27 protein-coding genes and 1 rRNA gene are annotated in these 25,851 nt (G+C 67.6%); 13 read left to right on the forward strand and 15 right to left on the reverse strand.

Going from position 1 to position 25,851, the window contains the following annotated elements; translation table 11 throughout:
- Positions 1 to 7: 7 nt before the first annotated feature.
- Positions 8 to 124, forward strand: a 5S ribosomal RNA gene (gene rrf / locus C8258_RS31630).
- Between the two features lie 48 nt (positions 125 to 172).
- Here the strand turns inward: rrf and C8258_RS31635 are convergent.
- From C8258_RS31635 to C8258_RS31645, 3 genes are read right to left on the reverse strand one after another with little or no spacing between them, the layout of a single operon-like run.
- Positions 173 to 631 carry an SRPBCC family protein gene (locus C8258_RS31635; protein ID WP_106958263.1) on the reverse strand — a complete coding sequence of 153 codons (459 nt, stop codon included), beginning with the start codon at positions 629 to 631 and terminating at the stop codon, positions 173 to 175.
- Positions 628 to 978, reverse strand: a complete 351-nt coding sequence (locus tag C8258_RS31640; RefSeq protein WP_106958264.1) for a helix-turn-helix transcriptional regulator — start codon at positions 976 to 978, stop codon at positions 628 to 630. The genes C8258_RS31635 and C8258_RS31640 overlap by 4 nt, the downstream gene beginning before the upstream one ends.
- A 43-nt stretch (positions 979 to 1,021) precedes the next feature.
- The gene (locus C8258_RS31645) at positions 1,022 to 1,396 is read right to left on the reverse strand and encodes a nuclear transport factor 2 family protein (RefSeq protein WP_106958265.1); all 375 of its coding nucleotides are present in this window, start codon (positions 1,394 to 1,396) and stop codon (positions 1,022 to 1,024) included.
- 98 nt (positions 1,397 to 1,494) lie between these two features.
- On the opposite strand from C8258_RS31645, the gene C8258_RS31650 reads away from it, so the two are divergent.
- The 5 genes from C8258_RS31650 to C8258_RS31670 all read left to right on the forward strand — a co-directional run bounded on the left by C8258_RS31650 (position 1,495) and on the right by C8258_RS31670 (position 7,932).
- Positions 1,495 to 2,475, forward strand: coding sequence for an RNA polymerase subunit sigma-70 (locus C8258_RS31650; RefSeq protein ID WP_106958266.1), 981 nt, complete (start codon positions 1,495 to 1,497; stop codon positions 2,473 to 2,475).
- A 259-nt stretch (positions 2,476 to 2,734) separates the two neighbouring features.
- Entirely contained in the window at positions 2,735 to 3,340 is a 606-nt protein-coding gene (locus tag C8258_RS31655) for a TetR/AcrR family transcriptional regulator (RefSeq protein ID WP_036506194.1), read from the forward strand.
- Between the two features lie 48 nt (positions 3,341 to 3,388).
- Positions 3,389 to 5,233 (forward strand): NAD-binding protein, encoded by a 1,845-nt coding sequence (locus tag C8258_RS31660; protein ID WP_158271338.1) that lies wholly within the window; start codon positions 3,389 to 3,391, stop codon positions 5,231 to 5,233.
- 76 nt (positions 5,234 to 5,309) lie between these two features.
- Entirely contained in the window at positions 5,310 to 6,170 is an 861-nt protein-coding gene (locus tag C8258_RS31665; RefSeq protein WP_106958268.1) for an alpha/beta fold hydrolase, read from the forward strand.
- A 73-nt stretch (positions 6,171 to 6,243) separates the two neighbouring features.
- Entirely contained in the window at positions 6,244 to 7,932 is a 1,689-nt protein-coding gene (locus C8258_RS31670; protein ID WP_106958269.1) for an MFS transporter, read from the forward strand.
- 6 nt (positions 7,933 to 7,938) lie between these two features.
- On the opposite strand, the gene C8258_RS31675 is transcribed toward C8258_RS31670, so the two are convergent.
- Complete coding sequence (locus C8258_RS31675; protein WP_036506181.1) at positions 7,939 to 8,367, reverse strand: SHOCT domain-containing protein; 429 nt, start codon at positions 8,365 to 8,367, stop codon at positions 7,939 to 7,941.
- A gap of 156 nt (positions 8,368 to 8,523) precedes the next feature.
- Positions 8,524 to 10,608 (reverse strand): prolyl oligopeptidase family protein, encoded by a 2,085-nt coding sequence (locus C8258_RS31680; protein WP_106958270.1) that lies wholly within the window; start codon positions 10,606 to 10,608, stop codon positions 8,524 to 8,526.
- A gap of 131 nt (positions 10,609 to 10,739) precedes the next feature.
- On the opposite strand from C8258_RS31680, the gene C8258_RS31685 reads away from it, so the two are divergent.
- Together C8258_RS31685 and lpdA are read left to right on the forward strand one after the other, a co-directional pair.
- Complete coding sequence (locus C8258_RS31685; RefSeq protein ID WP_106958271.1) at positions 10,740 to 11,765, forward strand: dipeptidase; 1,026 nt, start codon at positions 10,740 to 10,742, stop codon at positions 11,763 to 11,765.
- A gap of 78 nt (positions 11,766 to 11,843) precedes the next feature.
- Positions 11,844 to 13,247 (forward strand): dihydrolipoyl dehydrogenase, encoded by a 1,404-nt coding sequence (lpdA, locus tag C8258_RS31690; protein WP_106958272.1) that lies wholly within the window; start codon positions 11,844 to 11,846, stop codon positions 13,245 to 13,247.
- Between the two features lie 74 nt (positions 13,248 to 13,321).
- On the opposite strand, the gene C8258_RS31695 is transcribed toward lpdA, so the two are convergent.
- Positions 13,322 to 13,720, reverse strand: a complete 399-nt coding sequence (locus C8258_RS31695) for a helix-turn-helix domain-containing protein (protein ID WP_106958273.1) — start codon at positions 13,718 to 13,720, stop codon at positions 13,322 to 13,324.
- 117 nt (positions 13,721 to 13,837) lie between these two features.
- Between C8258_RS31695 and C8258_RS31700 the strand changes: the two genes are divergently transcribed.
- Positions 13,838 to 14,692 (forward strand): SDR family oxidoreductase, encoded by an 855-nt coding sequence (locus C8258_RS31700; RefSeq protein ID WP_106958274.1) that lies wholly within the window; start codon positions 13,838 to 13,840, stop codon positions 14,690 to 14,692.
- A 67-nt stretch (positions 14,693 to 14,759) separates the two neighbouring features.
- On the opposite strand, the gene C8258_RS31705 is transcribed toward C8258_RS31700, so the two are convergent.
- Positions 14,760 to 15,176, reverse strand: a complete 417-nt coding sequence (locus tag C8258_RS31705; RefSeq protein WP_106958275.1) for a VOC family protein — start codon at positions 15,174 to 15,176, stop codon at positions 14,760 to 14,762.
- Positions 15,177 to 15,336: 160 nt separating this feature from the next.
- Between C8258_RS31705 and C8258_RS31710 the strand changes: the two genes are divergently transcribed.
- Positions 15,337 to 16,152, forward strand: coding sequence for a TetR/AcrR family transcriptional regulator (locus C8258_RS31710; protein ID WP_233225468.1), 816 nt, complete (start codon positions 15,337 to 15,339; stop codon positions 16,150 to 16,152).
- A gap of 19 nt (positions 16,153 to 16,171) precedes the next feature.
- Here C8258_RS31710 and C8258_RS31715 read toward each other — a convergent pair whose 3' ends face one another.
- The 3 genes from C8258_RS31715 to ramB form a co-directional block, all read right to left on the reverse strand.
- Positions 16,172 to 16,711, reverse strand: a complete 540-nt coding sequence (locus tag C8258_RS31715; protein ID WP_094026138.1) for a carboxymuconolactone decarboxylase family protein — start codon at positions 16,709 to 16,711, stop codon at positions 16,172 to 16,174.
- An 87-nt stretch (positions 16,712 to 16,798) separates the two neighbouring features.
- Positions 16,799 to 17,500 (reverse strand): alpha/beta fold hydrolase, encoded by a 702-nt coding sequence (locus tag C8258_RS31720; RefSeq protein WP_106958277.1) that lies wholly within the window; start codon positions 17,498 to 17,500, stop codon positions 16,799 to 16,801.
- 135 nt (positions 17,501 to 17,635) lie between these two features.
- Positions 17,636 to 19,045, reverse strand: a complete 1,410-nt coding sequence (gene ramB / locus C8258_RS31725) for an acetate metabolism transcriptional regulator RamB (protein WP_063002744.1) — start codon at positions 19,043 to 19,045, stop codon at positions 17,636 to 17,638.
- Between the two features lie 93 nt (positions 19,046 to 19,138).
- Here ramB and C8258_RS31730 point away from each other — a divergent pair, with 93 nt between their 5' ends.
- A complete protein-coding gene (locus C8258_RS31730) occupies positions 19,139 to 20,707 on the forward strand; it encodes an ATP-dependent DNA ligase (RefSeq protein ID WP_106958282.1) in 1,569 nt (522 codons plus the stop codon).
- Between the two features lie 207 nt (positions 20,708 to 20,914).
- Here the strand turns inward: C8258_RS31730 and C8258_RS31735 are convergent, their stop codons facing one another.
- The 3 genes from C8258_RS31735 to C8258_RS31745 form a co-directional block, all read right to left on the reverse strand.
- Complete coding sequence (locus tag C8258_RS31735) at positions 20,915 to 21,355, reverse strand: DUF4254 domain-containing protein (protein ID WP_106958278.1); 441 nt, start codon at positions 21,353 to 21,355, stop codon at positions 20,915 to 20,917.
- A gap of 75 nt (positions 21,356 to 21,430) precedes the next feature.
- Positions 21,431 to 22,723: an erythromycin esterase family protein gene (locus tag C8258_RS31740; protein ID WP_106958279.1), complete on the reverse strand. Its 1,293-nt coding sequence runs from the start codon at positions 22,721 to 22,723 to the stop codon at positions 21,431 to 21,433.
- 4 nt (positions 22,724 to 22,727) lie between these two features.
- A complete protein-coding gene (locus C8258_RS31745) occupies positions 22,728 to 23,393 on the reverse strand; it encodes a CatB-related O-acetyltransferase (RefSeq protein ID WP_106958280.1) in 666 nt (221 codons plus the stop codon).
- 122 nt (positions 23,394 to 23,515) lie between these two features.
- Between C8258_RS31745 and C8258_RS31750 the strand changes: the two genes are divergently transcribed.
- On the forward strand, positions 23,516 to 24,139 hold the full coding sequence (locus C8258_RS31750) for a TetR/AcrR family transcriptional regulator (protein WP_199195922.1): 624 nt from the start codon (positions 23,516 to 23,518) through the stop codon (positions 24,137 to 24,139).
- A 3-nt stretch (positions 24,140 to 24,142) separates the two neighbouring features.
- Here C8258_RS31750 and C8258_RS31755 read toward each other — a convergent pair whose 3' ends face one another.
- Positions 24,143 to 24,802 carry a hypothetical protein gene (locus C8258_RS31755; protein WP_199195923.1) on the reverse strand — a complete coding sequence of 220 codons (660 nt, stop codon included), beginning with the start codon at positions 24,800 to 24,802 and terminating at the stop codon, positions 24,143 to 24,145.
- 71 nt (positions 24,803 to 24,873) lie between these two features.
- On the opposite strand from C8258_RS31755, the gene C8258_RS31760 reads away from it, so the two are divergent.
- On the forward strand, positions 24,874 to 25,494 hold the full coding sequence (locus tag C8258_RS31760) for a TetR/AcrR family transcriptional regulator (RefSeq protein WP_233225469.1): 621 nt from the start codon (positions 24,874 to 24,876) through the stop codon (positions 25,492 to 25,494).
- 31 nt (positions 25,495 to 25,525) lie between these two features.
- On the opposite strand, the gene C8258_RS31765 is transcribed toward C8258_RS31760, so the two are convergent.
- The coding region (locus C8258_RS31765; protein WP_146161383.1) for a hypothetical protein at positions 25,526 to 25,851 on the reverse strand (326 nt) is incomplete at its 5' end.

Genomic DNA, 25,851 nt, shown 5'->3' on the forward strand with positions numbered 1-25,851 from the left:
ATAGAGTTACGGCGGCTATAGCGGTGGGGAAACGCCCGGTCCCATTCCGAACCCGGAAGCTAAGGCCACCTGCGCCGATGGTACTGCACTCGCCAGGGTGTGGGAGAGTAGGACACCGCCGGAACATCATTCGCGAAGGCCCCCAACCACCAGGTTGGGGGCCTTCCGCATTTCATCGGCTCGACATTTCCCGCAGGCGTTCGCCCAGGGTGGCGAGCTGTTCGCTGGTGCCGTGCTCGCGCCATTCCGGCTTTTCGTGGTCGTCGAGATAGGCGCCGTGTTCGGTGAGGGTCAGCCGGGTGCCGGCCGCGGTGTCGGCGAATTCGACGGTGGTGAGCGAGACCGTCACGACAGCGTCGTCCACGCTCATCGTGGAGGTGTACACGATGCGTTCGGCGGGGACGATCTCCTGGTAGGTGGTGGTGAAGGTCATCTGCTTGCCGTCGTGTACGCCGGCGGCGGTCTCGCGGCCCCCGACACGGAAGTCGAGCTCGTGTTCGGTGCCGGGCGCGCTGAACCACTCGGCCTTGCGTTCCGGTTCGGCCCATGCGCCGAAAACCGCTGCGGGAATGACGGGATAGTCGCGTTCGAGGGTGAACGTGGAATGGACCAGGGAATGCGTGGTCGTCATGGCGACTCCTCGGGTTCGGGGGTGGTGTGCTCGGCGAGAGCTGCGCCGAGCGCGTCGAGGCGGCGTTCCCACGGGGTCTGCCGCGCGTGCAACCAATCCTCGGCGGGACGCAGCGCATCGGGCACCAGATGGCAGGTGCGCACCCGGCCGACCTTCTCCGACCGCACCAGCCCGGCGTCCTGCAGTACCTGAAGATGTTGCACGACGGCCGCCAGGCTCATCTCCAGCGGCTCGGCCAGGGCGCTGACTGCCGCCGGTCCCCGGCCGAGCCGTTCGAGCAGATATCTGCGGGTGGGGTCGGTGAGCGCCCGGAAGATCAGGTCCAGCCGCTCGGTTTGGTTAAGCACCTACTTAAGTGTAGAAGCCTTGCCCTAATAGTCAAGTAGTTACTTAACTGTTGTTGTTCGCGCGTGCGGCTTCGAACGGCAGCCGGTCGAAGATGAAGCGGCTGGCCGTGATTCGGCCGTCCACGACGGTAACCAGTTCCGCCGCAGGGGCGCTCGGTACCGGGAGGGTCGCGGTGTCGTAGCAGACCACGGCGGTGGTCTCGTCGCCGAAGGCGGCGAACAGCGTTGCGCCGGTGAGGATTCGGGTGAACGGTTCCATGAAGTCGCGATAGGCGGCCGCGCCTTCGATGCGGCCGGCGGGGGCATCGCAGACGATGTCGTCGGCGACATAGGTCATCGCACGATCGAGGTCCTTTCCGGTCCATGCCTCGAAATAGGCGAGGGCCACCCGGGCCGCGGGGCTGTGGTTTCCGATCATGTCGTCCTCTTCTCCGGTCGATGGAACCCTGCACCGATATAGACACCGGCCGGGCGGGGAACGGACCGGCTGTCGGTGGCCGATGTGACGATGGGGCGATGACGGAGTCGTCGAGGGCCCCGGGCGTGGATGAGCAGACCTTTCGTGAGCTCACCGAGCCCTATCGGGCCGAGTTGCGCACCCACTGCTATCGGATGCTCGGGTCGATGTACGACGCCGAGGACGCGTTGCAGGAGACGCTACTCGCGGCGTGGCGCGGTATGGCCGAATTTCAGCAGCGGTCGTCGATGCGCACCTGGCTCTATCGGATCGCGACCAATCGGTGCCTCAATGTGCGCCGGTCCGCACTGCGCCGGCCGGTGGCGCCGTTGCCCTTCGACGCGCCGGAGCCGACTCGTCACGGGGAGGTGAGCTGGTTGCAGCCGTGTCCGGACGCGCTGCTGGATCCGCAGCAGGTACTGACCGCACGCGCGTCCGTCGAGTTGGCGTTCATCGCCCTGCTGCAACAACTTCCACCGCGCCAGGCCGCCGTGCTCGTCCTGCGTGACGTGCTCGAGTTCAGCGCGGCGGAGGTGGCCGGCCTGCTCGGCCTCACTCCCGTGGCCGTGAAGGCGGCATTGCAGCGGGCTCGTGAACGTCTGTCTCGTCACGGCGGCGGGCGTCCGGAGCAGAAGCCGGGGTCGCCCGCGGAGCGAGGACTCAGCGAGCGTTTCGCGCGGGCCTTCGAGGCTGCGGATGTGGGCGCCGTGGTCGAGCTGCTCACCGACGACGCGTGGCTGACCATGCCGCCGTGGCCGCACGAGTATCACGGCCGGGCGGCGATCGGTGAATTCCTTCACGGTATTCCGGCATTTCGGGATCGTGCGGAGATTCGGCTGCAATCGGTGCGAGCCAACGGCCACCCCGCATTCGGCTGCTATTCCCGCCGGGCGGACGGATCGTTTCGGGCGACCGGACTTCTGGTGACGACGTACGGCCCGGACGGTATTTCCGCGCTCGCTCATTTCCCGCCTGCCGAGAACTTCCCGCGCTTCGGCCTACCGCTCGCGCTGCCGCCGGGCGGCGCGACTATTTCCTGATGGAATCGTTGTCGAAATAAAACCTAGAAAATTCCTTCAAACTCTTCCGTTGTATAGGTGTTATCGACTATCCTCCGTTTCGGCAAACCATCCGCGACAGGAAGAGCGCAGTCGTTGCACCGGCGCTCCGACCATATAGACAACTTCCGGCTAACGCGCGGTCAGTCGGAGGTGTAAGCGAAGGGCCCGATCCATGACGAGGGAATCGGGCCCTTCGGTATTGTCTGGCGCAATGTCTCAGGAAACGAACGCGGGTAGGATGTACGCCGGGCAGCCCGTAGAAGACCGGCAGCGGCAGCGACGTGCGCGTTTTCTGGAATCTGGTCTCACAGTGTTCGCCAGAGACGGGTATGCCAATAGCTCGGTCGGAGCCATTTGCAAAGACGCCGGACTTTCCTCGCGTCAGTTCTACGAGGAGTTCACCGGTCGCGAATCGTTGCTGCTGGAACTCTACGAGCAGATCGATCGAGAATCCCGGGACGCGGTCGTCGCCGCGTTGGACGCGCATGCCGATGCGAGTGCCATCGAGATCATCGACGCCGGGGTGCGCGCCTATATCGAGTCCATCGGGCGCGATCCGCGCAAGGCCCGCGTCGCGCTGGTCGAGGTGGTCGGCGCCGGGCCGAAGGTGGAGAAGTTCCGGCTGGAGTTGCGTCGCGCCTGGGGTGCACTGCTGGCCGGAGCCGCCGAGGATGCGGCGCTGCAGGGCGAGATCCCCAGTGGTGACTACGAAACGCGCATGCTCGCCATCATCGGTGCGGTGAACTACGTGGTGGACGAGTGGAGCGGTTCGGAGCCGCGCCGGCCCCTCGACGAGGTGATCAGGGTGCTGCGCCGGGTCATCATGGGTGCGGTCAGCGCCTGATCGACGAAGCGCCGTGCCGCCGAACGGGATTCGCTTTAGCATCGAGTGGTGCATGTTTCGCCGGGGGGCGGGCAGTCCCCGACATTCGTCGTCTGTGGAGACAACCCGCTCGTCCACCAGCTGGCCCTGCAGCTGACCACCCGGTTCGCCGATGCCACCGTGACCGCGGTACTGCCGAACCGCAACGGCAGCTACGTTCCACAACTGGAGAAGTTGGCGCGGGTGCGAATCCTGTGCGCCGAGCGCCTGGACGAGACCGTCCTGCGCACGGCCGGGGTGGAGCGGGCCCGAGCGCTGGCCCTGGTGGATCAGGCGGACGTGGAGAACTTCCACGCCGCGCTGCGCGCCCACGAACTCAATCCGCGGATCCGGCTGGTGATCCGAATGTTCAACACCGGCTTGGGTTTTCGCATTCGCCGGTTGTTCTCCGATTGTGTGGTGCTGTCGATCTCGGAGATGGCCGCCCCGTCGTTCATCGCCGCGGCCCTCGGCGAGAAGGCGCAGGACTATCTGCGGCTGGGGGAACGCACCCTGTACGTCGCCGCGGCCGGTGATGCGCCGCCGGATCGGGTGGTGGCCGGGCTGGCCGGCGGACCGGGCGCAATCGCGTTGCGCTCGCCGCACGCCTCGGCGGACCGGGTGCTGGCGCTGGCCGGGCGGGTGCCGTATTCGCCCGGGGCGCGGCGACGTTGGCTGCACCAGCTGCGCTATCTGGTCCGTCACGATCTGATCCGGCTGCTGCTGGTGATGCTGATCATCATCGCGGCCGTGTGCGTCATCATGGTGCTGATCGGAAACAGCTGGGGCACAGCGATATACGAAACGCTGCTGGATTCGGCGGGTGCGGCGCAGCCCGAGCCGGCCCGCGAACCGCTGTTCAAGATCCTGCAACTGGGGGTGGTCTTCACCGGGCTGGCGATGACGCCGGTCGTCACCGCGCTCGTGGTGGGTGGCGTGTTGCGGGCGCAGTTGTCGGAATATTCGATCGACCCCTCACGGATGGAAAACCACGTGGTGGTCGCGGGATTGGGCAATGTCGGAATGCGCGTGGTGGAACAGTTGCGCGACCTCGACGTGCCGGTGGTGGGGCTGGACTACGACGAGAACGCGCGCGGTATCGCGCTGGCGCGCAGCCTGGGGGTGCCGGTGGTGATCGGTCAGGCCACCTGGGAGGACACGTTGCGCGCGGTGGGTGTGCCGAAGGCGCGGGCGCTGGTTCTGCTGACCTCCAGCGACGCGGTGAATCTGGAGGCCGCGATGCTCGGGCAGTCCTATCGTGACGACCTGCGGGTGGTGCTGCGCGTCTCCGACGACGACCTGGCCGACCGGGTACAGCGCAGTCTCGGGAAGGCGGTGGTGCGCAGCGTCTTCCAATTGGCCGCGCACGGCTTCGCCGCGGCCGTGGTGGAGCGGCGAGTGATCGCCACCCTGACGATCAACCAGGCCACCCTGCTGGTCGCGGAGGTGCCGGTGGAGCCCGGATCGGCGCTGATCGGGTTGCGGATCGCCGACCTCGGATCGGCGGAGCACACCCGGGTGATCGCGGTGCAGCCGGCGGTCGGGGACGCGCCGGAATGGCAGCCTGCTGCGCAGACGGTGCTCGCCGCGGGCAATCAGCTGGTGGTGGTGGCGACCCGGCGGGGACTCGACGAACTGCTGGAGGTCAGTTGTGCGCCCGCGGTGGACGAAACGGCACGCGAGGCTATCGCTGCGGCTGAGGGGCTGGTCGTCGACGCGGCGAACGTGATCGCCTCCGACGGTAGGGCCGAGGAGTCGGCCGCCGACGCGGAGGCCCGAGGCACTGGCGACAGGCGGGCCGGAGACGCGGCAGACCGGGAGAGCGGACAACGATGTGCGGACGGGTCGGCCGAGCCGGATGCGGTGGGCTCCTGAGCTTCGTGAACCGACGTAGCGGGAGTTCGGGCCTCGCCCGCGCTTACCTGGGCACGCGTCGCGGTAGCGTGCGCGTATGGAGACGATTCCGATCCAGATGCCGGACGGGTCGACGGTGCCGGTGCGATTCGTCGCCGCGAGCGGTCCGCACCGGCATGCCATCACCGCGGATGCCCCGCGGCCGGTCATCGTGATCATTCCGGGGTTGGGTGTGCCGGGCGAGTACTACGGGGATTTCGCGCGCGAGCTGGCGCGGCGCGGATTCGATGCGGCGATCGGGGAGTTGCGGGGTAACGGTGACAGCCGGCCGAAGCCGAGCCCATCGAGTAGCTACGGCTACCACGAGTTGGTCTCGGTCGATTTTCCGGCGATCTTCCAGGCCGTCCGCACCCGTTTCCCGGACAGCACGCCGATGCTGCTCGGGCACAGTATGGGTGGTCAGCTCGGGGTCATGTACGCCGCGCGGATCCGCGGCCGGCTGGGCGGGCTGATCCTCATCGCCTCCGGCACTCCCTACTACCGCGGTTACGGCGGGATCGCCCGCTCCGCGATGCTCGTCGGACCGGCCGCCATCTCGCTGACCGCGAATCTCGCCGGGTTCTGGCCGGGGGATCGCATCACCGCCGGGGGTTTCGGCCGGCAGTCCAAGGTGCTGATCTCCGATTGGGCGCGGCTGGCCCGCACCGGCCGGTTCGTACCGGTCGGCGCCGATATCGACTACGACGAGCGCATCGCGCGGCTCACCCTGCCGGTCCTCTCGATAACCATGAGCGGCGACGATCTCACCCCCCGCAGTTCGGCCGCGCATCTGCTGGAGAAACTTCCCGAGGCGCGCGTGAGCACCTGGCACGAGCCGAAACCGTTGGGGCACAACGGCTGGATCATCGATCCGGAATCGACCGTGGACCGCATCGAGAAGTGGGTGCGCGACCTGTAGCCGAACGCGACCGATTCCGGGCCCGCGAGTGCTTGAATGGACGAATGCGCAGGTGGGTCGTCTGCCGATACCGATGCTCAGGCCGTCGTCTCGCGTCGGCTCGACAACGAGCGCGGCGGGAGTGACGACGCGGGCGGGCGCCGCCTCCGGATCCACACTCGTCTTGGCGGTGCTGGGCTCCGGCCAATTCTTGATGACCCTCGACAGTTCGGTCATGAACGTCTCGATGGCGACGGTCGCCCATGACGTCGGCACGACGATCACCGGAATCCAAACCGCCATCACGCTGTACACGCTGGTGATGGCTTCGCTGATGGTCACCGGCGGCAAGGTCGGGACGATTCTCGGGCGGCGGCGGGCATTCGGTGTGGGACTGGTCGTCTACGGCGCGGGCTCACTGGTCACCGGCTTGGCGCCGAATCTGGGGGTGCTGTTGCTGGGCTGGTCGCTGCTGGAGGGCATCGGGGCGGCGCTGATCATGCCGGCGATCGTGTCACTGGTGGCAGCGAACTTCGGCCGCGAACGCCGGGCCGCCGCATACGGACTCGTCGCCGCGGCCGGTGCGATGGCCGTGGCGGTGGGCCCGCTCCTGGGCGGGGCGGTGACGACCTTCGCGTCCTGGCGGTACGTGTTCTTCGGCGAGGTCGTGGTCGTGGTGGCGATCCTGCTCGTGCTGCGCCGGGTGGCGGACGTGCCGGCACAGCGGGTGCATCTGGACCTTCTCGGTTCGGTGCTGTCCGTCGTCGGGCTGGGGGCCGTCGTCTTCGGCGTGCTGCGGTCCAGCGAATGGGGCTGGATCCGCCCGCGTCCCGGCGGTACCGCGATCGCGGGCCTGTCGCCGGTGATCTGGTTGATCCTGGCGGGCCTGCTGGTGCTGTACGCATTCCTGCGGTGGCAGAACCGGCTGCTGCGATCCGGCGGGGAGCCACTGGTCGACCCCCGGTTGTTCGCCAATCGCCGGCTCGGGGGCGGATTGACGATGTTCTTCGCGCAGTTCGCGATTCAGGCCGGGGTGTTCTTCTCGGTCCCGCTGTTCCTGTCGGTGGTGCTCGAATTGAGTGCGCTCGAAACCGGTGTGCGCATCCTTCCGCTGTCGATCGCGCTCGTCGTCGCCGCGGCCGGAATTCCGAAATTCTTGCCGCATGCGAATCCGCGGCGGGTGGTGCGCCTGGGACTGGGTTCGATGATCATCGGGATTCTGTTGCTGGCCGGCGGCATGGATCCGGGGGCCGATGCCGGCGTGGTGGCAGTGCCCATGCTGTTCATGGGACTCGGCTTGGGTGCGCTGGCCTCACAGCTCGGAGCGATCACCGTGTCGGCGGTGCCGGATTCGCAGAGTGCGGAGGTCGGCGGGCTGCAGAACACCGCGACCAATCTCGGCGCCTCGCTCGGCACCGCGCTGATCGGTTCCATTCTCATCGCCACGCTGACGTCCTCGGTGATCAACGACCTCGAGCACAATCCCGCGGTGCCGCCCTCGGTCTCGCAACGGGCCACCACCGAACTGGCCGACGGCGTGCCGTTCATGTCCGATACCCAGTTGCGACAGTCGCTCGACGCGGCCGGAGTCGACACGCCGACCGCCGACGCGGTGGTCGCGGTCAACTCCGACTCCCGCCTGCTGGCATTGCAGGTGGCCTTCGCGATGACGGCGCTGCTGGCCGTCACCGCCTTGTTCTTCACCGGCCGGCTACCGCGGCAGGCCGTCGGCTCCGACCCGGACGCCGGCACCGTGGCCGACGGACGGACCGGAGCCGGGTAGCCGCCGCTATCGTGCCGCCATATTGCCGCGGTCGGCGGTGCCGGGGGTGGCGCCGTTGTGACCGAGTGCGCGGGCCTTCAGCTGGTCGAATTCGGCGGCATCGATCGTGCCGGCGTCGAAGAGGGCCTTGGCGTCGGCGATCTGTTCCGCCGGTGACTTGCCCGCCACCTGCCGGATGTAGTCGTCGGCCGCCTGCTTGGCCTCCGCATGAGCCTGCTGGGAGCGCACGGCCATACCCTTTCCCCGGACGATCAGATAGACCAGTGCGGTGATGTACGGGAATATCACCAGGCCGATCACCCACGCGGCCTTGGCGATGCCCGACACCGTGTGATCGCGGAACAGATCGGCCAAGATCTGGAACAGGATGATCAGGTAGGCCACGAAGGCGAACACCAGAATCGTGTACCAGACGTAGTCCCAGAACGTATCCATGATGTGTGCTCCTCTCGGGAGATCCCGCTACCGAACCGCGGTGGTCGGCGAGGGGTGTTCTCGAACCGAGAATGGCAGTGAGCCGAATCACACTCCAGAGACCGAAGACCCTGATCGATGAGGGTCTTTGGTCATCTGTGCCGCGAAATCCCGACGTCAGGCGGTGGTGCGCCGCTCGATCAGCATCTGGGTGAAGAACTCGTAGATCAGCGCGGACTGGAAGGCCATCTGCTTGTTGTCGGCCGCGCCGCCGTGACCGCCCTCGATGTTCTCGTGGTACCAGACGGTCCGCCCCTGAGATTCCAGCAGCGCCGCCATCTTCCGGGCGTGGCCGGGGTGGACCCGGTCGTCGCGGGTGGAGGTGGTGAGCAGAATCGGCGGGTAGGGGCGCGCCGGGTCGGCCGCCATCGCCCGCTGATAGGGCGAATACCTGCTGATGTACTCCCACTCCTCGGGCTTGTCCGGGTCGCCGTATTCGGCGATCCAGGACGCGCCCGCCAGCAGCAGGTGATAGCGCTTCATATCCAGCAGCGGCACCTGGCAGACGATGGCGCCGAACAGTTCCGGATAGCGGGTCAGCATCACGCCCATCAGCAGGCCGCCGTTGCTGCCGCCGACCGCGCCGAGTTGCCCCGCGGTCGTGATGTCCCGTGCGACCAGGTCTTTCGCGACCGAGGAGAAATCCTCGTAGACCTTGTAGCGGTTGGCCTTCTGCACCCGGGTGTGCCATTCGGGCCCGTACTCACCGCCGCCGCGGATGTTGGCCATCACCCAGGTGCCGCCGCGTTCGAGCCACCCCATGCCGGAGGCGCCGCTGTAACCGGGGGTGCGGGAGACCTCGAAGCCGCCGTAGCCCGAGACGACGGTCGGGCCGGGCGTGCCCCGGTGGTCGCGGTGGCGAATCACGAAGTACGGCACCATGGTTCCGTCGTCGGAGCGCGCGAAGAACTGTTCGGTGTCGATGCCCTCGGCGTCGAAATACGCCGGTTCCCGCTTGAGGGCCACCGCCGGACTGCCCACCGAACCGGCCAGCAGTGTCGCGGGGGTGGTGAAACCGCTTGTGGTGAGCATGAATTCGTCACCGCTCTCCAGCGGATCCAGGTTCATGACGTTGGTGGTCGCCATCGGCGGGGTGTCGGCGAGCGGTTCGCGAGTCCATCCCGAACCCGGGGTCGTCGCCGAGGCGGGCGTCAGCACGTACAGCTTGGTCTGCACGTCCTCCAGCGTGATCAGCAGCAGGTGGTTCTCGGTCCAGCCGTAGCCGTGCAGGGAGGTGTGTGCGTCGGGTTCGAAGACGACCTCGAAATCGCGTGCTCCGTCGAAGAATTCGCCGATATCGATGGCCAGGAGAGCGCCCGCCGGATAGCTGCGGCCCGCTGTCTCCCACGGCGATTTCAACTGCACCAGCAGCCAATCCTTGTACCAGGATTCGGACGCGTCGGTGGGTACGTCGATATGGCGCAGCGTGCCGTCGCGGTCCAGCAGATAGACCGATTCGTTGAAGAAGTCGGTGGCGCGGGCGACGTAGTGGCGTTCGTATCCCGGCGTGCGGTCGTAGCCGGCCGAGACCATCACATCGCCCGGCTCGCCCTCGAAGACGGTGTCCGCCTCCGCCAGCGGGGTGCCGCGGCGCCAGCGCTTGGCCAGACGCGGATATCCGGAGTCGGTGAGTGTGCCGGGGCCGAAATCGGTTCCGACGTACACGGTGTCGGCATCGATCCAGCGCACCTGCGATTTGGCCTCGGGCAGGTGGAAGCCGCCCGCCGCCGCCGGGCGGAATTGCCGTGTGGTCAGATCGAATTCGCGCACCACCTTGGCGTCCGCTCCGCCGCGCGACAGGCTGATCAGGGCCAGTTCCTGGTCCGGACGCAAGACCGCCGCCCCGCCCCAGACCCAGTTCTCGTCCTCGGCGACGGCCAGGGCGTCCAGGTCGACGAGCACATCCCAGGCCGGATCGTCGCCGCGGTATTCGTCGAAGGTGGTCCGGCGCCACAGCCCGCGGGGGTGTTCGGCGTCGCGCCAGAAGTTGTAGAGCCAGCGTCCGCGCCGGGTCGGGTACGGGATGCGGGTGTCGGTGTCGAGCATGGCGAGGATGCGATGGTCGAGGGCGTCGAACCGATCGGAGGTGGCGAAGCGTTCCATCACCACCTCGTTGTGGGCTCGTGCCCAGGACAGGGCACGTTCGCCGGTGACATCCTCGAGCCACAGGTACGGATCGGTTGTTTGCTCGGCGCCGCTCATGGGTCACATTCTGGCCTACCGGCCGGTCCGCCGAGGGGTGAGAGGTGCATCGCGCCGTGTCTCGTCGCCCGTGCGGCCGTCGACTCCGTACAGTTGCTGGACGCCCCGGGAAGGCCGGAAGGAGGACCGCGGTGGCATATCCGCTCTGGGAGCAGCACTGTTGCCTGCCGATCCTCCCGTCCGCCGAAATCACCGAACTGACGCGCTACCCGGCCGGGTCGTATCTGTCGGTGAATGTGGGGTATTCACTGCATTCGATCGAGGATGCGCTGGCCATGCTGCATCTGCTGCGCCGGAATGCGCTGGCGGACGGGCGTTTCCGGCTCGTCGAGTCCGTAGGCGATATCGAGGTGACATCCGGCTCCGAGGACCGCGTCGCGCTGGCCTTCGATCTCGAGGATTCGCGGCCGCTGGACGGCGATCCGGACAATATCGCGCTGTTCCACTCGCTCGGCGTGCGTTCGCTGCTGCCGACCTACAACCACGCCAACGCGGCCGGCGGCGGATGCCTGGATCCGGACGATCGCGGACTGACGCTTTACGGGCGCACGATCATCCGCATGCTGGGCGAGGTCGGGATGTTCGCCGACGGTTCGCACTGTTCGCGGCGCACGGGCCTGGAGATCGCGGAGGTCGCGGGCGGGCCGATGATCTACAGCCACTCCAATTTCGCCGCGCTGTGGCCACATCCGCGCAATATCGGCGACGACCAGGCGCGTGCGTGCGCGGCGACCGGTGGGGTGATCGGAATCAACGGGGTCGGAATCTTTCTGGGCCGCAACCGCGTCGAGGGACGGGCCGCGCGCATCGAGGCGATGGCGGACCACATCGCCTACGGGGCCGAACTCGTGGGTGTCGAGCACATCGGGATCGGTTCGGACTTCTCGTTCGACGGGGACCAGTTCAACGCGGAGATCGCGGCCGCGCCGGAGAATTTCTCGGAGGACTACACGCGGTGGGGGCCACTGCAGTGGGTGCCACCGGAGGATCTGCTGGGCCTGTCACCGCACCTGGGGACGGATGTGCACAACCCGCACGCCCGTCCCCGCATCGCCGGACTGGACGAAGTCCTGGCCCGCCGGGGTTTCACCGATGCCGAACGCGCGGCGATCTTCCACGGCAATTTCGCCCGTGCCGCACGGGAGGTCTGGGCGTAGACGCACGCTGTGGCCGCCCTCTCACCCCTGCGGGGGATGGATGAGTGAGCTTTCGGCAACAGCGCTAGGCTCGTTGCCGTGACTTCCCACTACGATGTCGTCGTTCTCGGCGCTGGTCCCGGCGGTTACGTCGCCGCGATCCGCGCCGCTCAACTCGGCCTGCGAACAGCGATCGTCGAGCAGAAATACTGGGGTGGCGTGTGCCTGAACGTCGGGTGCATTCCGTCCAAGGCACTGCTGCGCAACGCGGAGCTGGCCCATATCTTCACCAAGGAAGCGAAGACCTTCGGTATCTCCGGGCAGGCGAACTTCGACTTCGGTGCCGCCTTCGATCGAAGTCGTAAGGTCGCGGACGGCCGGGTCAAGGGCGTCCACTTCCTGATGAAGAAGAACAAGATCGACGAGTTCGACGGGAAGGGCACCTTCACCGACGCGAACACGCTCTCCGTCGAGCTGAGCAGCGGCGGCACCGAAACCGTCACCTTCGACAACGTCATCATCGCCACCGGCACCGAGACCAAGCTGCTGCCGGGCACCTCGCTGTCGCAGAACGTGGTCACCTACGAGGAGCAGATCCTGACCCGGGATCTGCCGGGGTCGATCCTGATCGTCGGCGCGGGCGCGATCGGCATGGAGTTCGGGTACGTCCTCAAGAACTACGGCGTGGACGTGCGGATCGTGGAGTTCCTCGACCGCGCGCTGCCGAACGAGGACGCCGACGTCTCCAAGGAGATCACCAAGGCGTACAAGAAACTCGGCATCACCATCACCACCGGTGCCTCGGTGCAATCCATCGAGGACAACGGTTCCAAGGTCACCGTGTCGATCAAGGACAACAAGTCCGGTTCGGTCGAGACGGTCACGGTCGACAAGGTGTTGCAGGCCGTCGGTTTCGCGCCGCGGGTCAAGGGCTACGGCCTGGAGAACACGGGCGTGCAGCTGACCGACCGTGGCGCCATCGCGATCGACGACTACATGCGCACCAACGTGCCGCACATCTACGCCATCGGCGACGTCACCGCGAAACTGCAGCTGGCCCACGTGGCCGAGGCGCAGGGTGTGGTCGCGGCCGAGACGATCGGCGGTGCGGAGACGCTGCCGCTGGGTGACTACCGGATGATGCCGCGCGCGACGTTCTGCCAGCCGCAGGTCGCCAGCTTCGGCCTCACCGAACAGCAGGCTCGCGACGAAGGGTACGACGTGAAGGTCGCGACCTTCCCGTTCACCGCGAACGGCAAGGCGCACGGCCTGGGCGACCCGACCGGTTTCGTGAAGCTGGTCGCCGACGCGAAGTACGGCGAGCTGCTCGGCGGCCATCTCATCGGTCCCGATGTGTCGGAGTTGCTGCCCGAGTTGACCCTGGCCCAGAAGTGGGATCTGACCGTCAACGAATTGGCACGCAACGTGCACACTCACCCGACGTTGAGCGAGGCACTGCAGGAAGCGTTCCACGGTCTCGCGGGACACATGATCAACTTCTGATCCTCGCGTTCACGGCCCGGTACCAGCGAATTCGGCTGGTACCGGGCCGTTTTCGTAAGGATCGGGTGAACCGCTCAGTCGCGGTGGTAGGTGTCCTGCGCCGCCAAGATGACGTCGATGTTGTCCTCGAGGATCGCGATCAGTCCGTACAGCTGATCGGCGACCTGTGCGCCCAGGTCGGTGAGGGTGTATTCGACGCGTGGCGGGATGGTCTGCTGCACTTCGCGGTGAATCATGCCGTCGCGTTCCAGGGCCTGCAGGGTTTGTGACAGCATGCGCTCGCTGATGCCGTCGACGCGGCGGCGCAGCGCGCTGAAACGGTAGGGACCTTCGCGCAGCGCGACCAGGGCGAGTGCGCCCCAGCGGCTCGCGACGTTCTGCAGCACCGGCCGGGAGCGGCAGTTGCGCGCGAAGACGTCGGCTTCCAGGGTCGGATCGGCGTCGTCCGCCGATCGCAGTTGCCGGCTCGTCATGGCCTCGATGCTACCCATCGCTGTAGTAGTGACGTTCTCGTCTGCGGTGCGGGAATATCAGGTACTAACTAATAGTTAGTACAAGATGTTCCGTACATCAGATCTGGAGGTTGGGTTATGACCGTCGCCGTCACCGGGGCAAGTGGGCAGTTGGGCCGTCTCGTCGTCGAGGCGCTGTTGAACAGGAATGCGGGGCCCGTCGTCGCGGTCGTCCGGGACCCGGCCAAGGTCGCCGATCTGGCAGAGCGCGGTGTGCAGGTGCGGCAGGCCGCTTATGACGATCCGGAAGCCCTCGATCGCGCGCTCGCGGGTGTGGGTCGGGTATTGCTGGTGTCGGGCAACGAATTCGGTGTGCGGGTCGACCAGCACGCCAATGTCTTGCGCGCCGCCGAGCGGGCCGGCGTGGAACTGCTGGCCTACACCAGCATTCCGCGCGCCGAGGAGAATCCGATGATTCTCGCGCAGGAGCATCGTGGCACCGAAGAGGTGATCGCGAAATCTGCTGTGCCGCACGTATTCCTGCGCAACAGCTGGTACTGGGAGAACTATCTGAACGGTCTGGACGCGACGCTCGAGTCGGGCGTGCTGTACGGCGCGGCCGGCGACGGACTGGTCGCCGCTGCCGCGCGGGCCGACTATGCCGAGGCCGCCGCGGTGGTGCTGACCACCGACGGTCATGCGGGACGGATCTACGAGCTCGGTGGCGACGAGCACCTGTCGCTCGCCGATGTGGCACAGGTGATCTCGACTGTTTCCGGAAAGCCGGTGCGGTATCAGGATCTGCCGCAGGACGAATACCTGGCGGGATTGGAAAAGGCCGGGATACCTGGCGATTTCGCGCGGGTGCTGGCCGATTCCGATACCGGACTGCGTGCGGGGTGGCTGGATGTGACCAGCGGCGATCTGCAGAAATTGATCGGCCGGCCGTCGACTTCGGCGGCCGAGGTGTTGAGGCGCGCTCTCGCTGAGTGAGCGGGTGCTCCGGTGGCCCCGAACGGTGCCCGGCGTCGGGTCGAGACGTCGGGCACCGGGCGCGGAATCAGGATTCGGTGCTGTTCGCGTCGTAGGCGCTCGGGTCACCCACCCACTGGACCAGTTGGATCACGATGCCGTTCGGGTCGATCGCCTGGAAGTAGCGCTCGCCCCACGGCTCGGTCTCGATCGGGGTCACGATCTCGACCCCTTCGGCCCGAACGCGCTCGTATTCGGCGTCGATGTCGTCGACGGTGAACACGACCAGCAAGCCCTGTCCGGCCGTGCCCGCGATCCGGGCCGGCTTGAAGGTCTCCAGTCCGGTGCGCAGGAGGATCACGTTGAACCCGGCGTCGGGGCGCGCCAGCGACACGAATCCGTCGGCCGACATCTCCACGGTGAACCCGAAGTGGGTGCTGAGGAAGATCGCCGACGCCTCCGGGTCGGGAACGTTGAGCGAGACGGCGGATGCGGTGATGTTCACGGTCCTCCTCGGGGTGGGCGCACGGCGGCGAGCCGTGCGATCCAGAAACTCTCTACTATGTATACAGTACAGCGTAGAGAATTATTCCGGCGCGGGGCGACTCGATACGATGCGCACGACGCCGGACCGCGGCGGCACGGCAACGACACCGGGAGATCGGGTGCGAGAGAATTCGGGCGAGGAGCGGCCCCGCCGGGCGCGCGCCACCGGTGAGCGATCCGGCGCCGGCGATCCCGCTCGCACGCTGGAGTTGCTCTGGCGGCAGCCGGGCCGCGCGCCGACGCGCGGCCCCAAACAGCGCAGCAGTGTCGACGAGGTGGTGGCGGCGGCGGTGGATATCGCCGATTCCGAGGGTTCGGCGGCGCTGACCATGCGAGCGGTCGCCGCGAAACTCGGGCTGACTCCGATGGCCACCTACACCTATGTGCCCGGTAAGGCGGAGCTGCTCGACCTCATGCTCGATTGGGTCTACGCCCGGATGCCGCGTACGGAACTGACCGGAAAGCCCTGGCGGGAACGCGTTGCCGCCGTCGCGCAGGACAATCGCACGATGCTCGCCCGCCACCGCTGGGTCGCCTACGTGCCGACCACCCGGCCACCGCTGGGCCCCGGGCTCGCCGCGAAATACGACCACGAACTGAGCGCCTTCGACGGGCTCGGGCTGAGCGATGTCGAGATGGATGCGGCGCTGACCTACCTCCTCGGCTTCGTCACCGCGGTGTCTCGCATCGCCATCGACACCGATCGTGCGGCGGCCGACAGCGGAGTGTCGGACCGCGAATGGTGGGAACGCACCGCCCCGGTCCTGGAACAGGTCTTCGACCCGCAGCGCTATCCGCTGGCCGCGCGGGTCGGCTCGGCCGCCGGACAGGCGCACGACAGCGCCTACAGCGCCGACCACGCCTGGGATTTCGGTCTGGCGCGCGTTCTGGACGGCCTGGCCGTCCTCGTCGAACGGTCCGGGACTTCCGAATGAGCCGCCGGATCCGTTCGGTTCAGTGGTCGGTCTGGATGCGCAGGGTGGTGATTGTGCTGGCGAGACCTTCGTATTGATTTGCCAGCAGCACGATTTCGATGAGGCGCTTCTCGTCGTAGTGCTGCGCCAGCGCCGACCAGGTGGCGTCGTCGACGTCGCGGGTGGTGACCAGCTGGTCGACCGCGGTCAGCAGCGCCCGTTCCTTGTCTGGCCAGCCTTCGGCGTCGGGGCCGGTGCGCAGGCGCGCCAGGATGTCCTTGGTGACACCGGCGCGTTTGCCGAGACGGATGTGGTGGTCGGTCTCGTATTCGCAGTTCCGTAGATGCGCGACGCGCAGGATGACGAGTTCGGTCTCGTAGCGCGAGAGCTTTCCGCCGGGCATCAACCGGCCGGAGAAATGCAGCCAGCCCCGGAACAGGCCACCGGTGCGGCCGAGCGTGCTGAACAGGTGGGCGTCGTCGGTGCCCGCCGCGCGGGAAAGCACCTGCCAGACAACCCAATTCACCGGACCCAGTTCGCGCAGGCGACCGGGTGCGATCCGTGGCTCCGTCGACACCATGCCCCACGCTAACAAAAAGCGCGCACCGACGGGCGCGGCTCACCACCGGCCCGGGCCGGCAGATTCCGCCTGCCGGCCCGGGTCGGCTCAGCGCTGAGCGGCCAGGAGGATCAGATCGGCCACGGCGCCGGGATCGGACACGGAAACCGCGTGCGATGCCCGGACCTCGACGGTGTGCGCGGCGGCCCGTTCGGACATGAACCGCTGGGACTCCACGGGGATGTTCTTGTCCTCGGTGGTGACCAGCGAATAGGAGGGAACGGCGCGCCATGCCGCTGCCGAAGCCGGTTGCTCCAGTGCGGCGAGCGCGACCGGGCGCTGGGTGATCGCCATGGTGGCGGCGATGTCGGCCGGCACGTCGGCGGCGAATTGGGCGGGGAATTCGTCCTGACGGATGTGGAGTTCGGTGCCCGCCGCCCCGGGAAGCGGGTGGGCGACGGTGGTGGGCGCGAGCGTGGAACCGGGGAACTTGCCGGTCAGTTCGAGCGCGTTCTCGCCCTCCGCGGGGATGAAGGCCGCGATATAGACCAGGGCCGTGACCGCGGGCCGGTCGTGCGCGGCGACGGTGATGACACTGCCGCCGTAGGAATGACCCGCGAGGACGATCGGGCCCTCGATGGTGTCGAGGACCGAGGCCACGTAGGCGGCATCGGTTTCGAGGCCGCGCAAGGGATTGGCGGCGGCCACCACCGAGTAGCCCTCGGCGCGCAGGCGTGCGATGACGCCGTTCCAACTGGATGAATCGGCGAAAGCGCCGTGGACGAGGACGATGGTCGGTTTCGTGGTCATGGACGTGCTCCTCGGGAGGATCGGATCGCGGCTCCTCGAGTGTCGAGCACGCGCCGTCGAGCCGCCCCTCGCTGTGGGCCGGGTTTCCACTGAATCGGGACATCGTTTGCCCGGAACACGCCGGAGTCCGTCGGCTCAGCGCAGGACGTACGGCGAGATCGAGCTGCGGTGTTCGCTGATGTCCAAGGATTTACCCAGCGGCGGGAACGCGCGCTGCGGGCAGTTGGCGCGCTCACAGACGCGGCAACCGGCGCCGATCGGGGTGGCCTGGGGTTCGTTGAGGTCCAGGCCGTCGGCGTAGACCACGCGTCCGGCATGCCGCAATTCGCAGCCGAGGCCGATGGCGAAGGTTTTGCTGGGTTGTCCGTAGCGGGTGGCGCGCCGCTCCACCGTGCGCGCGATCCACAGGTATTTGCGGCCGTCGGGCATCTGGGCGATCTGCGTCATGATGCGGCCGGGATAGGCGAAGGTCTCGTACACGTTCCACAGCGGACAGGTTCCGCCCGCGGAGGAGAAGTGGAATCCGGTGGCGGACTGGCGTTTCGACATATTTCCCGCCCGATCCACGCGCACGAACGAGAACGGCACCCCGCGCAGTTTGGGCCGCTGCAGGGTGGAGAGTCGATGGCAGATCGTTTCGTAGCTCTGCGCGAAGAACGCCGACAACCGTTCGATGTCGTAGCGGAAATCCTCGGCGACCTCGTGGAAATGCGAATAGGGCAGCACCGTGGCGGCGGCGAAGTAGTTGGCGAGGCCGAGTTTCGCGAGCGTGCGGGTGTCCTCGGAGGCGAAATTGCCTTCTTCGACCAGTTTGTCGATCAGATCACCGCATTCCAGGTACGCCAGTTCCGTGGCGAGTTTGAAGACGCGCTGACCGCCCGACAGATGCGGGGCGATCTCGAGCTTGCGGGCCTCGGGGTCGTAGCGGTGCAGCACACCGTCACCCAGGTCGATCCGCTCGACGATCTGCACGCCGTAACCGGTGGTGAGCCGCCGGGTGAGCTCACGCCGCAGATCACCGCCGTGCAGGCGCATACGAGTCGCCAATTCCTCTGCGGCGGTGTCCAATTCGTGAATGTAGTTCTGGCGCTGATAGAAGAAGTCGCGCACCTCCTCGTGCGGGCGGGAGATGGCGCCCGACCCGCTGCCGTCGGAGAAGCGGTCCTCGGTGGCCGCGGCCAGCTGTGCGGTGGTGTTGCGGTAGCGGCGGTGCATGTTCACCAGCGCCCGGGCGAGGCTGGGATGGGCCGACACCATATCGGCGATCTCCTGCGCGTCGGCCTCGATCCCGAGTTCGGTGTCCATCACCACCTCCTGCAGCTCGGCGATCAGGCGCGTGTCGTCCTGGGAGGCGAAAAAACTGGTGTCTACGCCGAACACCTCACTGATCCGCAGCAGGACCGGTACGGTGAGCGGACGCACGTCGTGTTCGATCTGGTTGAGGTAGCTCGCCGAGATCTCCAGCTTCTTGGCGAGCGAGATCTGGCTCAGCCCTCGTTCGGTGCGCAGCTGTCGCAATCGCGCCCCGACGTAAGTCTTGGCCATATGCCCAGACTATGGACCTTTCGCAAAGCTGCCAATGGAGAATTAGCAGTGGACTCGAGCTATATGTCACACCGAGCGGCTACCGTCGAGTCCGTGCTGCTTTCGGATGTGGTCGCGGCGTCGGATTCGGTGCGGGCATCCGCGTCGCGCAAGGTCAAGATCGCGGGTCTGGCCGAATTGCTGAGCCGGGCCGAATCGGGCGAATTGCTGCCGGTCGTCGCGTGGATTTCCGGTGAGCTACCGCAGGGCAGGCTGGGCGCGGGCTGGCGGACGGTCGCCGGGATCGAGGTGGAACCGGCGCCCGAATCGACGCTCACCGTGGCCGCGGTCGATCAGGCGCTGACGGAATTGGCGGCGGTGGCCGGCTCCGGATCGGTCGCGCGGCGGCGGGAACTGCTCACCGCCCTGCTCGCCCGGGCGACCGATGCCGAACGGGCCTTCCTGATTCGCCTGCTGACCGGTGAGCTGCGCCAAGGCGCGCTCACCGCGATCGTCGCCGAGGCGGTGGCCGAGGCGGCCGACGTGCCGGCCGAACTGGTGCGCCGGGCCTACATGCTCTCCGGGCGCCTGCCGGTGACCGCCGCCGCGGCCATCTCCGGCGGCGCGGCGGCGCTGTCGGAATTCCGGCTGGAGGTCGGCCGACCGATCCAGCCGATGCTGGCCTCGCCGGGGGCCACCCTCGACGATGTGCTCGGCGAATTCGCGGGCGATGTGAGCGTGGAGCACAAACTCGACGGTGCGCGGATCCAGGTGCACCGCAAGGGTTCTCGGGTCTGGGTGTTCACCCGGACGCTGCGCGACATCACCTCCGGCGTGCCGGAACTGGTGCAGCTGGTCTCCGAACTGCCCTGTGACAGCGTGGTTCTCGACGGCGAGACGCTGGCGCTCACCGATTCCGGCCGGCCGCGACCGTTTCAGGAGACGATGAGCCGGTTCGCCGCCGACCCGGCCTCGGAGGAGCCGCGGCTGACGGTGAAGTCGAGCAGGGAACTGCTGCTGCATCCGTACTTCTTCGACTGTCTGCACCTGGACGGCCGGGATCTGCTCGATGCCCCGCTACGCGAGCGCAGGGTGGCGTTGGCGAAAGTGGCGGGTGCGCAGATGATTCCGGCGCTGATCGATCCGGAGCCCGAGGCCGTCGCCGAATATTTCGACGGTGCGCTGGCCGCCGGGCACGAGGGCATCATGATCAAATCGCTGTCCGCGCCGTATGCGGCCGGCCGCCGCGGACGGGCGTGGCAGAAGATCAAACCGGCGCACACCCTGGACCTGGTGGTGCTCGGCGCCGAATGGGGATACGGCCGCCGCACCGGATATCTGTCGAATCTGCACCTGGGCGCGCGGGATCCGCACGGCGGCGACCCGATCATGGTCGGCAAGACCTTCAAGGGGCTCACCGACGCCCTGCTGCAGTGGCAGACCGCGGAATTCCCGCGTCACGAACGCGCCCGCGACGGCCATACCGTCTATCTGTGGCCGGAGTTGGTCGTCGAGATCGCCCTGGACGGGGTGCAGACCAGTTCGCGTTATCCCGGCGGCGTGGCACTGCGGTTCGCCCGGGTGGTGCGCTATCGGCCGGACAAGGAGCCCGCGCAGGCCGACACCATCGATGCCGTGCGCGCGCTGATGCCCGCCGGACCGCCGGCCGCGGCGACCGCCTGAGGTACTACTGGGCGGCGCCGACCTGCGGAAACGACCGCAATGTGCACCTGCCAGCCGGTTCACAGGAACATCCGGGGGTATCTCGAGGATGTCGGCGCAGGATCGGTGTGTCGGGTCGCCCCGATGCGGATCGACTGCCCTGATCCGCTCATCCCCAGCCATCGGCGGCGTCGGTTCCCTCGCCCGCGCCGCCGTTCGGCCGGTGGTTCACTCCTCGTCGCGATGACCGCTGAGATCGGGCAACCGGCACAGGCCCGCGGTCACCTCACCGGCCAGATGGTCGTAGGCCACCGCCAATTCCGACAGCCGCCGCCAGGCATCGTGGATCAACCGGTCGGGTTCGTGCGTCAACGTCAGATAGGCCAGTGCGGAGAACTGGGCGAGCCGGTCGATCACCGTGCCGACCGTTTCGGTGTGCATCCGTGCGCCGCCGTGCGCCCGGGGTAATTCGGTGGCGACCCAGCGATCGATATCGGAAACCAGTTGTGCCCGATCGTGATCGATGTCCAGTGTCGGCCCGGGCGCGGCGGACAGTCTCTGCTCGTGCAATTCGCTGAGGCGGCACGCGCATTTCAGCACGGGATGACCGTCATAGGTCAGACCCCGGCAGGCCTCCAGCAGAAGGTGTTTGGGTGGGAGCGATTCCACGACCGTAATACTCCACGCCCAATGTTTCTGATTGGCATCGCTGCGTCGGTGAGCTCGGCCGAATGCCGCTGATTCTCAGTGCGTTCCGCTACCCAGGTCGGCCACGGTGGAGATCGCGGTGTCGAGCATACCGTCGAAGGCGTCGAGGACCGGGACGTGGAGGTAGGCGCTCTGCAACCGGGTGCGGCTCGGGCGGTCTTCCGGGCTGACCGCACCGCGTGCACGGCGGAGATCGGCGAGACCGGGCCCGAAGCCGGCCTCGGCGAAGGCGGCTTCGATACTGCCGGGCTCACCCGGCTCCAAAGGCGTTGCCGCGATGGTGAAGCCGAAGGGCGCGTTCTCGTCGGGGAACATGTCCGCCGTTTGTCCCGCGGTACTGGTCAAGCCCAGGGCGAAGTAATCGTCGCCGAGCGCGCGGCGCAGATAGTGCCCCATCGGGAATCCGGCCGGCTGCTGCCCGCCGAACGAGACCGGCTCCTTCTGGATATGGGCGTTGTGCGCGGCCAGGACGATCCGGGTTCCGGGTTCGCGATGTCGCAGCTGCCACAGGACCGAGTCGGCCATATAGCTGTCGCGGGCCGAGGTGTCGGCAGTGAGCCCGGTGCCGGCGAAAAGGTCTGCCATGGCGCCGAATCCGTAGTCGGCGTGGCAGGCGGCCTCGAGCCGGTGACGGGCGATGTCGTAGCCGCGCTGATCGCTGCGGGACACGTACAGCGATTCGACGGCGCGGAAACGGATCAGCAGGCGCGCGAGATTCGCGCTGAGGGTGTCCCGATCGCCGGCCGAGATACGCGACCACGCCGGCGCGGCCGAGGCGGCGGAGGCGCCCGCGAAGGAAGCGGCGATTCGCATCGCCGTCTCGACCGCCGGCAGCGTCTGCGGATCGACCTCGCGCAGGTAGTCGGCGACCGGGCCCAGCGCGGGGAGCAGGGAGCCGCCGGCCGCCGGAATGTCGATACCCGCGAAGCGCACCGGCGTGGCGCCCGTGCCGTTGTACCGGCGAATCCACCGCAGCGGTTCGCCGACTCCCACCGGGATGGTGCCGGCCAGGTGGTCGGCCAGATCGTCGTCGGTTCCCGCGCCCTGCGCCCAGTCGTCGAGGAGGAGGCCCTCGCTGAAGCCGTACTCGAAGGCCAGGACGGTGAAGCCGCACCGTTCGACCAGGAAGCGCAGAAGGCGCTGCCGCATCCGCTGGAACTCGGTGATGAAGTGGGAGTTCTCGCCGATCGCGACCACCCGGGCCGCGCCGATGATCTCGCGCAGCGGTTCCAGGTCGTCGAGCGGGCCGTCGGGGTCGAGGTGGGTCAGCGGCGCGGCGTGGTCGCGCAGCCAGTCGGCGAGCGAGATGGGGGTGGGTGATTCGAGCATGCGGTTACTCGATTCGGGAGGGCTGTGCGGTCGCCGCTTTCTCGAGGTCGTCGACGGTGCCGGACATGATCGTGCGGACGTGCTCGTCGATGTGCGCGAGCGGCCAGTCCCACCAGGCGAGGGCCAGCAGACGGTCGATCTCCGCCGCGCTGTAGCGGTGACGGATGAGCCGGGCCGGATTGCCGCCGACGATGCCGTAGTCCGGGACGTCGGAGGTCACCACGGAACCGGCGCCGACGATGGCGCCGTGGCCGATGCGCACTCCGGGCAGCACCGTTGCGCCGTAGCCGATCCAGACGTCGTTGCCGACGACCGTGTCGCCGCGGTTGGGCAGTTCCATGAGGAGATCGACGTGCCGGGACCATGCGCCACCCATGGTGGGGAACGGGAAGGTCGAGGGCCCGTCCATGCGATGGTTGGCGCCGTTCATGATGAACCGCACGCCGGTGGCGAGGGCGCAGAACTTGCCGATGATCAGCTTCTCCGGACCGTAGTGGTACAGGACGTTGCGGGTCTCGAACGTGGTGGGGTCGTCCGGATCGTCGTAGTAGGAGTATTCGCCGACCTCGATCAGCGGCGAGGTGACGAGGGGTTTCAGCAGGACGACCCGCGGCTGTCCCGGCATCGGATGCAGCGTGGTCGGGTCCGTGACGGGAAGTTGTTCGGGCATGCGGAATCCCTTCTGTCCGTGGCTGATCGGACAGTGCGGAAACCGCGACCACCCTTTAATGCGACGAATGTTGCTTTAGGATGATGGCATACTCCCTCCCGACGAGCAACCGGATGAAGGCGATGAGATCTGCAGCGAACGAGCCCGCGGCCGCCCGGCAGCCCACGTCACGACCGGGCGGGCGCACCGCTCGCATCCGCGAACACGTGCTGGCCGCGGTGCAAGCCGAATTGACCGAGCACGGATACGACGCGCTGACCGTGGATGCGGTGGCGGCCCGCGCGGGCGTGCACCGCACCACGGTGTATCGGCGCTGGCGCGATGTCGGCGGCCTGATCGCCGACGTCTTCGCCGCCGCGAGCGATCTGGACTGGCAGCCGCGCGACACCGGCTCGCTGACAGGCGATCTCACCGAACTCAACCGGGAGATCCAGGATTCACTCACCGAGGAGTCGTCGATCGCCTCGGCGTTGATCGCGGTGTCCTTCCGCTCCGAGGACGCGGCGCGGGCGCTGCGGCAGCTGTGGGAGGACCGCTATGCGCAATGCGAGATCGTCGTGGAGCGGGCGATCCGCCGTGGCGAGATCCCATCCGAAACCGATGCGCGCGCAGTGCTTGTCGCGGCGACCGCGCCGCTGTACCACCAGTTGGTGTTGTTGCGGACTCCGGCCGATCCGGAGGGGCCGCGACGGGCGGCCACCGCGGCGGTGCTGGCGGCGCAGGCGGGTGCGTTCGCCGCGGGGTAGGGCTTACGCGGCGCTGCCGTAGAACTCCGCGACAGCGGTGAAGGCGGCTTTCGGTTCCCAGGTCATATCCGGATAGGTGGTGCCGTGGCGGTCTTCGAGAACCTTCACGATGCCCAGCCCGGCGAGGTCGAGATCATCGCGTGGGTCGCCGTCGGGGCGGTGGGGATGGCTGTGGAGTGCGAACAGGAAGACGAAGGCGGAATCCACACCCTCGCTGTCGAAGATCTCGAGCAGTTCGCGCAGGTGCGCGGCCTGACCGGCCTCGTCACGGACGTAGTCCCCGTCCAGGCGGATCGGTGCCCCGGTGACGGGGTCGTAGTCGACGATCTCCATACTGCGCGGCGCGACGTCGGCCGAACCCCGCCAGGTCGCGGTGCCGAATCCGGTGATGGCCAACGGCTTTCCCTGAGCGACCAGAGCGCGCACCCCCTCGCGGAACCGGTCGGCGACCTCGGCCGAGCGGATCAGCTCGATGGAGACGACATCGAAAGGCGCCCAATCGATCTGCTCGAACGGTATCGCGCAGTAGGTGAGTGTGCCGAGGAAATGTCGCCGGACCGCCGTCACCGCCTCCCGCAGGAACTCGTCGAGGCGGGCGCTCACCTCGGCGATCCGGCCGGCGCGCTCGGCGGGCTCGGAGAACAGGTGGCCGACGCGATCCATCGCGGTGTCGCCCGGGAGGAAGCCCCGTTGCGGACGAAGCCAGTGTCGTAGGTCATTCCTTTGCCACGCATGTGGATGGGCCCTTCTTTCTGCGGGAGCGCAAGAAGCAGGCCACCCGGGTAGCGCTGCGGGAAGCGGCGATGCGGCTGGCCCTGGAACGCGGGCCGGACAACGTGCGGGTGGAGGACATCGCCGAGGCTGCCGGGGTGTCGCCGCGGACGTACAACAACTATTTCTCCAGCCGGGAAGAGGCGATCGTCGCCGCCGTCGCCGCGGACCGGGAGGCGCGGGTCGCCGTGGCGATCGCCGAGCAGCCCGCGGACGCACGCCTGGCCTCGGCTGTCACCGCGGCGATCGTCGCGCAGTACTCCGATCCGGGCGACCGGCATCGCGACGCCCTGCTGCTGATCACCACCCACCCGGCGCTGCGGGCGGCTTTCCTCGAGACCACGACGGCGATCACGTCCGCACTCGAGGATGTGATCGCCGCGCGGCTGGGCGAAACCTCAGGACTCACCGCGCGAGTACTCGCCGCCGCCGTCGCGGCCGCGGTTCGCGTCGCGCTCGAACAATGGCTGCAACCCGCCGAGGCTATCGCCGGCTTCGTCGTGCCCGCGGGATCGCTGCCCGAGCAGCTCCGGGCCGCGCTGGCTCCACTCGGCCCGGCATTCGACGCGGCCGAGAGCAGGTGACCGCGCACCCGTGGGGTGCGCGGTCACGCGCTCAGCCCAGATCCGCCGCGGCGGATTCGTTGCCGGACAGGCTGATTCCGAGATTCGCGGCGGTGCGGTCGACGACGTCGTCGTCGGCCTGCTGCAATTCGATCGCCGAGCCGTCGGCAGACAGCACTTCGACGTTGAGGCACAGTGACTGCAGTTCCTTGAGCAGAACCTTGAACGATTCCGGGATGCCCGGTTCGGGAATGTTCTCGCCCTTGACGATCGCCTCGTAGACCTTCACACGACCGACCACATCGTCGGACTTGATGGTCAGCAGCTCCTGCAACGTGTAGGCCGCGCCGTAGGCCTGCATGGCCCAGCACTCCATCT

The organism is Nocardia sp. MDA0666 (genome assembly GCF_003023875.1).
GTDB lineage: Bacteria > Actinomycetota > Actinomycetes > Mycobacteriales > Mycobacteriaceae > Nocardia > Nocardia aobensis.

Bases quoted from the DNA above. Each gene is read 5' to 3' on its own strand.
- C8258_RS31635 (WP_106958263.1), bottom strand. From the start codon at position 631: ATGACGACCACGCATTCCCTGGTCCATTCCACGTTCACCCTCGAACGC.
- C8258_RS31740 (WP_106958279.1), bottom strand. From the start codon at position 22,723: ATGCTCGAATCACCCACCCCCATCTCGCTCGCCGACTGGCTGCGCGAC.
- C8258_RS31650 (WP_106958266.1), top strand. From the start codon at position 1,495: ATGACGGAGTCGTCGAGGGCCCCGGGCGTGGATGAGCAGACCTTTCGT.
- C8258_RS31745 (WP_106958280.1), bottom strand. From the start codon at position 23,393: ATGCCCGAACAACTTCCCGTCACGGACCCGACCACGCTGCATCCGATG.
- C8258_RS31655 (WP_036506194.1), top strand. From the start codon at position 2,735: ATGTACGCCGGGCAGCCCGTAGAAGACCGGCAGCGGCAGCGACGTGCG.
- C8258_RS31665 (WP_106958268.1), top strand. From the start codon at position 5,310: ATGGAGACGATTCCGATCCAGATGCCGGACGGGTCGACGGTGCCGGTG.
- C8258_RS31675 (WP_036506181.1), bottom strand. From the start codon at position 8,367: ATGGATACGTTCTGGGACTACGTCTGGTACACGATTCTGGTGTTCGCC.
- C8258_RS31720 (WP_106958277.1), bottom strand. From the start codon at position 17,500: ATGACCACGAAACCGACCATCGTCCTCGTCCACGGCGCTTTCGCCGAT.
- ramB (WP_063002744.1), bottom strand. From the start codon at position 19,045: ATGGCCAAGACTTACGTCGGGGCGCGATTGCGACAGCTGCGCACCGAA.
- C8258_RS31715 (WP_094026138.1), bottom strand. From the start codon at position 16,711: ATGGTGTCGACGGAGCCACGGATCGCACCCGGTCGCCTGCGCGAACTG.
- C8258_RS31750 (WP_199195922.1), top strand. From the start codon at position 23,516: ATGAGATCTGCAGCGAACGAGCCCGCGGCCGCCCGGCAGCCCACGTCA.
- C8258_RS31695 (WP_106958273.1), bottom strand. From the start codon at position 13,720: ATGACGAGCCGGCAACTGCGATCGGCGGACGACGCCGATCCGACCCTG.
- C8258_RS31670 (WP_106958269.1), top strand. From the start codon at position 6,244: ATGCTCAGGCCGTCGTCTCGCGTCGGCTCGACAACGAGCGCGGCGGGA.
- C8258_RS31680 (WP_106958270.1), bottom strand. From the start codon at position 10,608: ATGAGCGGCGCCGAGCAAACAACCGATCCGTACCTGTGGCTCGAGGAT.
- C8258_RS31755 (WP_199195923.1), bottom strand. From the start codon at position 24,802: ATGGATCGCGTCGGCCACCTGTTCTCCGAGCCCGCCGAGCGCGCCGGC.
- C8258_RS31645 (WP_106958265.1), bottom strand. From the start codon at position 1,396: ATGATCGGAAACCACAGCCCCGCGGCCCGGGTGGCCCTCGCCTATTTC.
- C8258_RS31700 (WP_106958274.1), top strand. From the start codon at position 13,838: ATGACCGTCGCCGTCACCGGGGCAAGTGGGCAGTTGGGCCGTCTCGTC.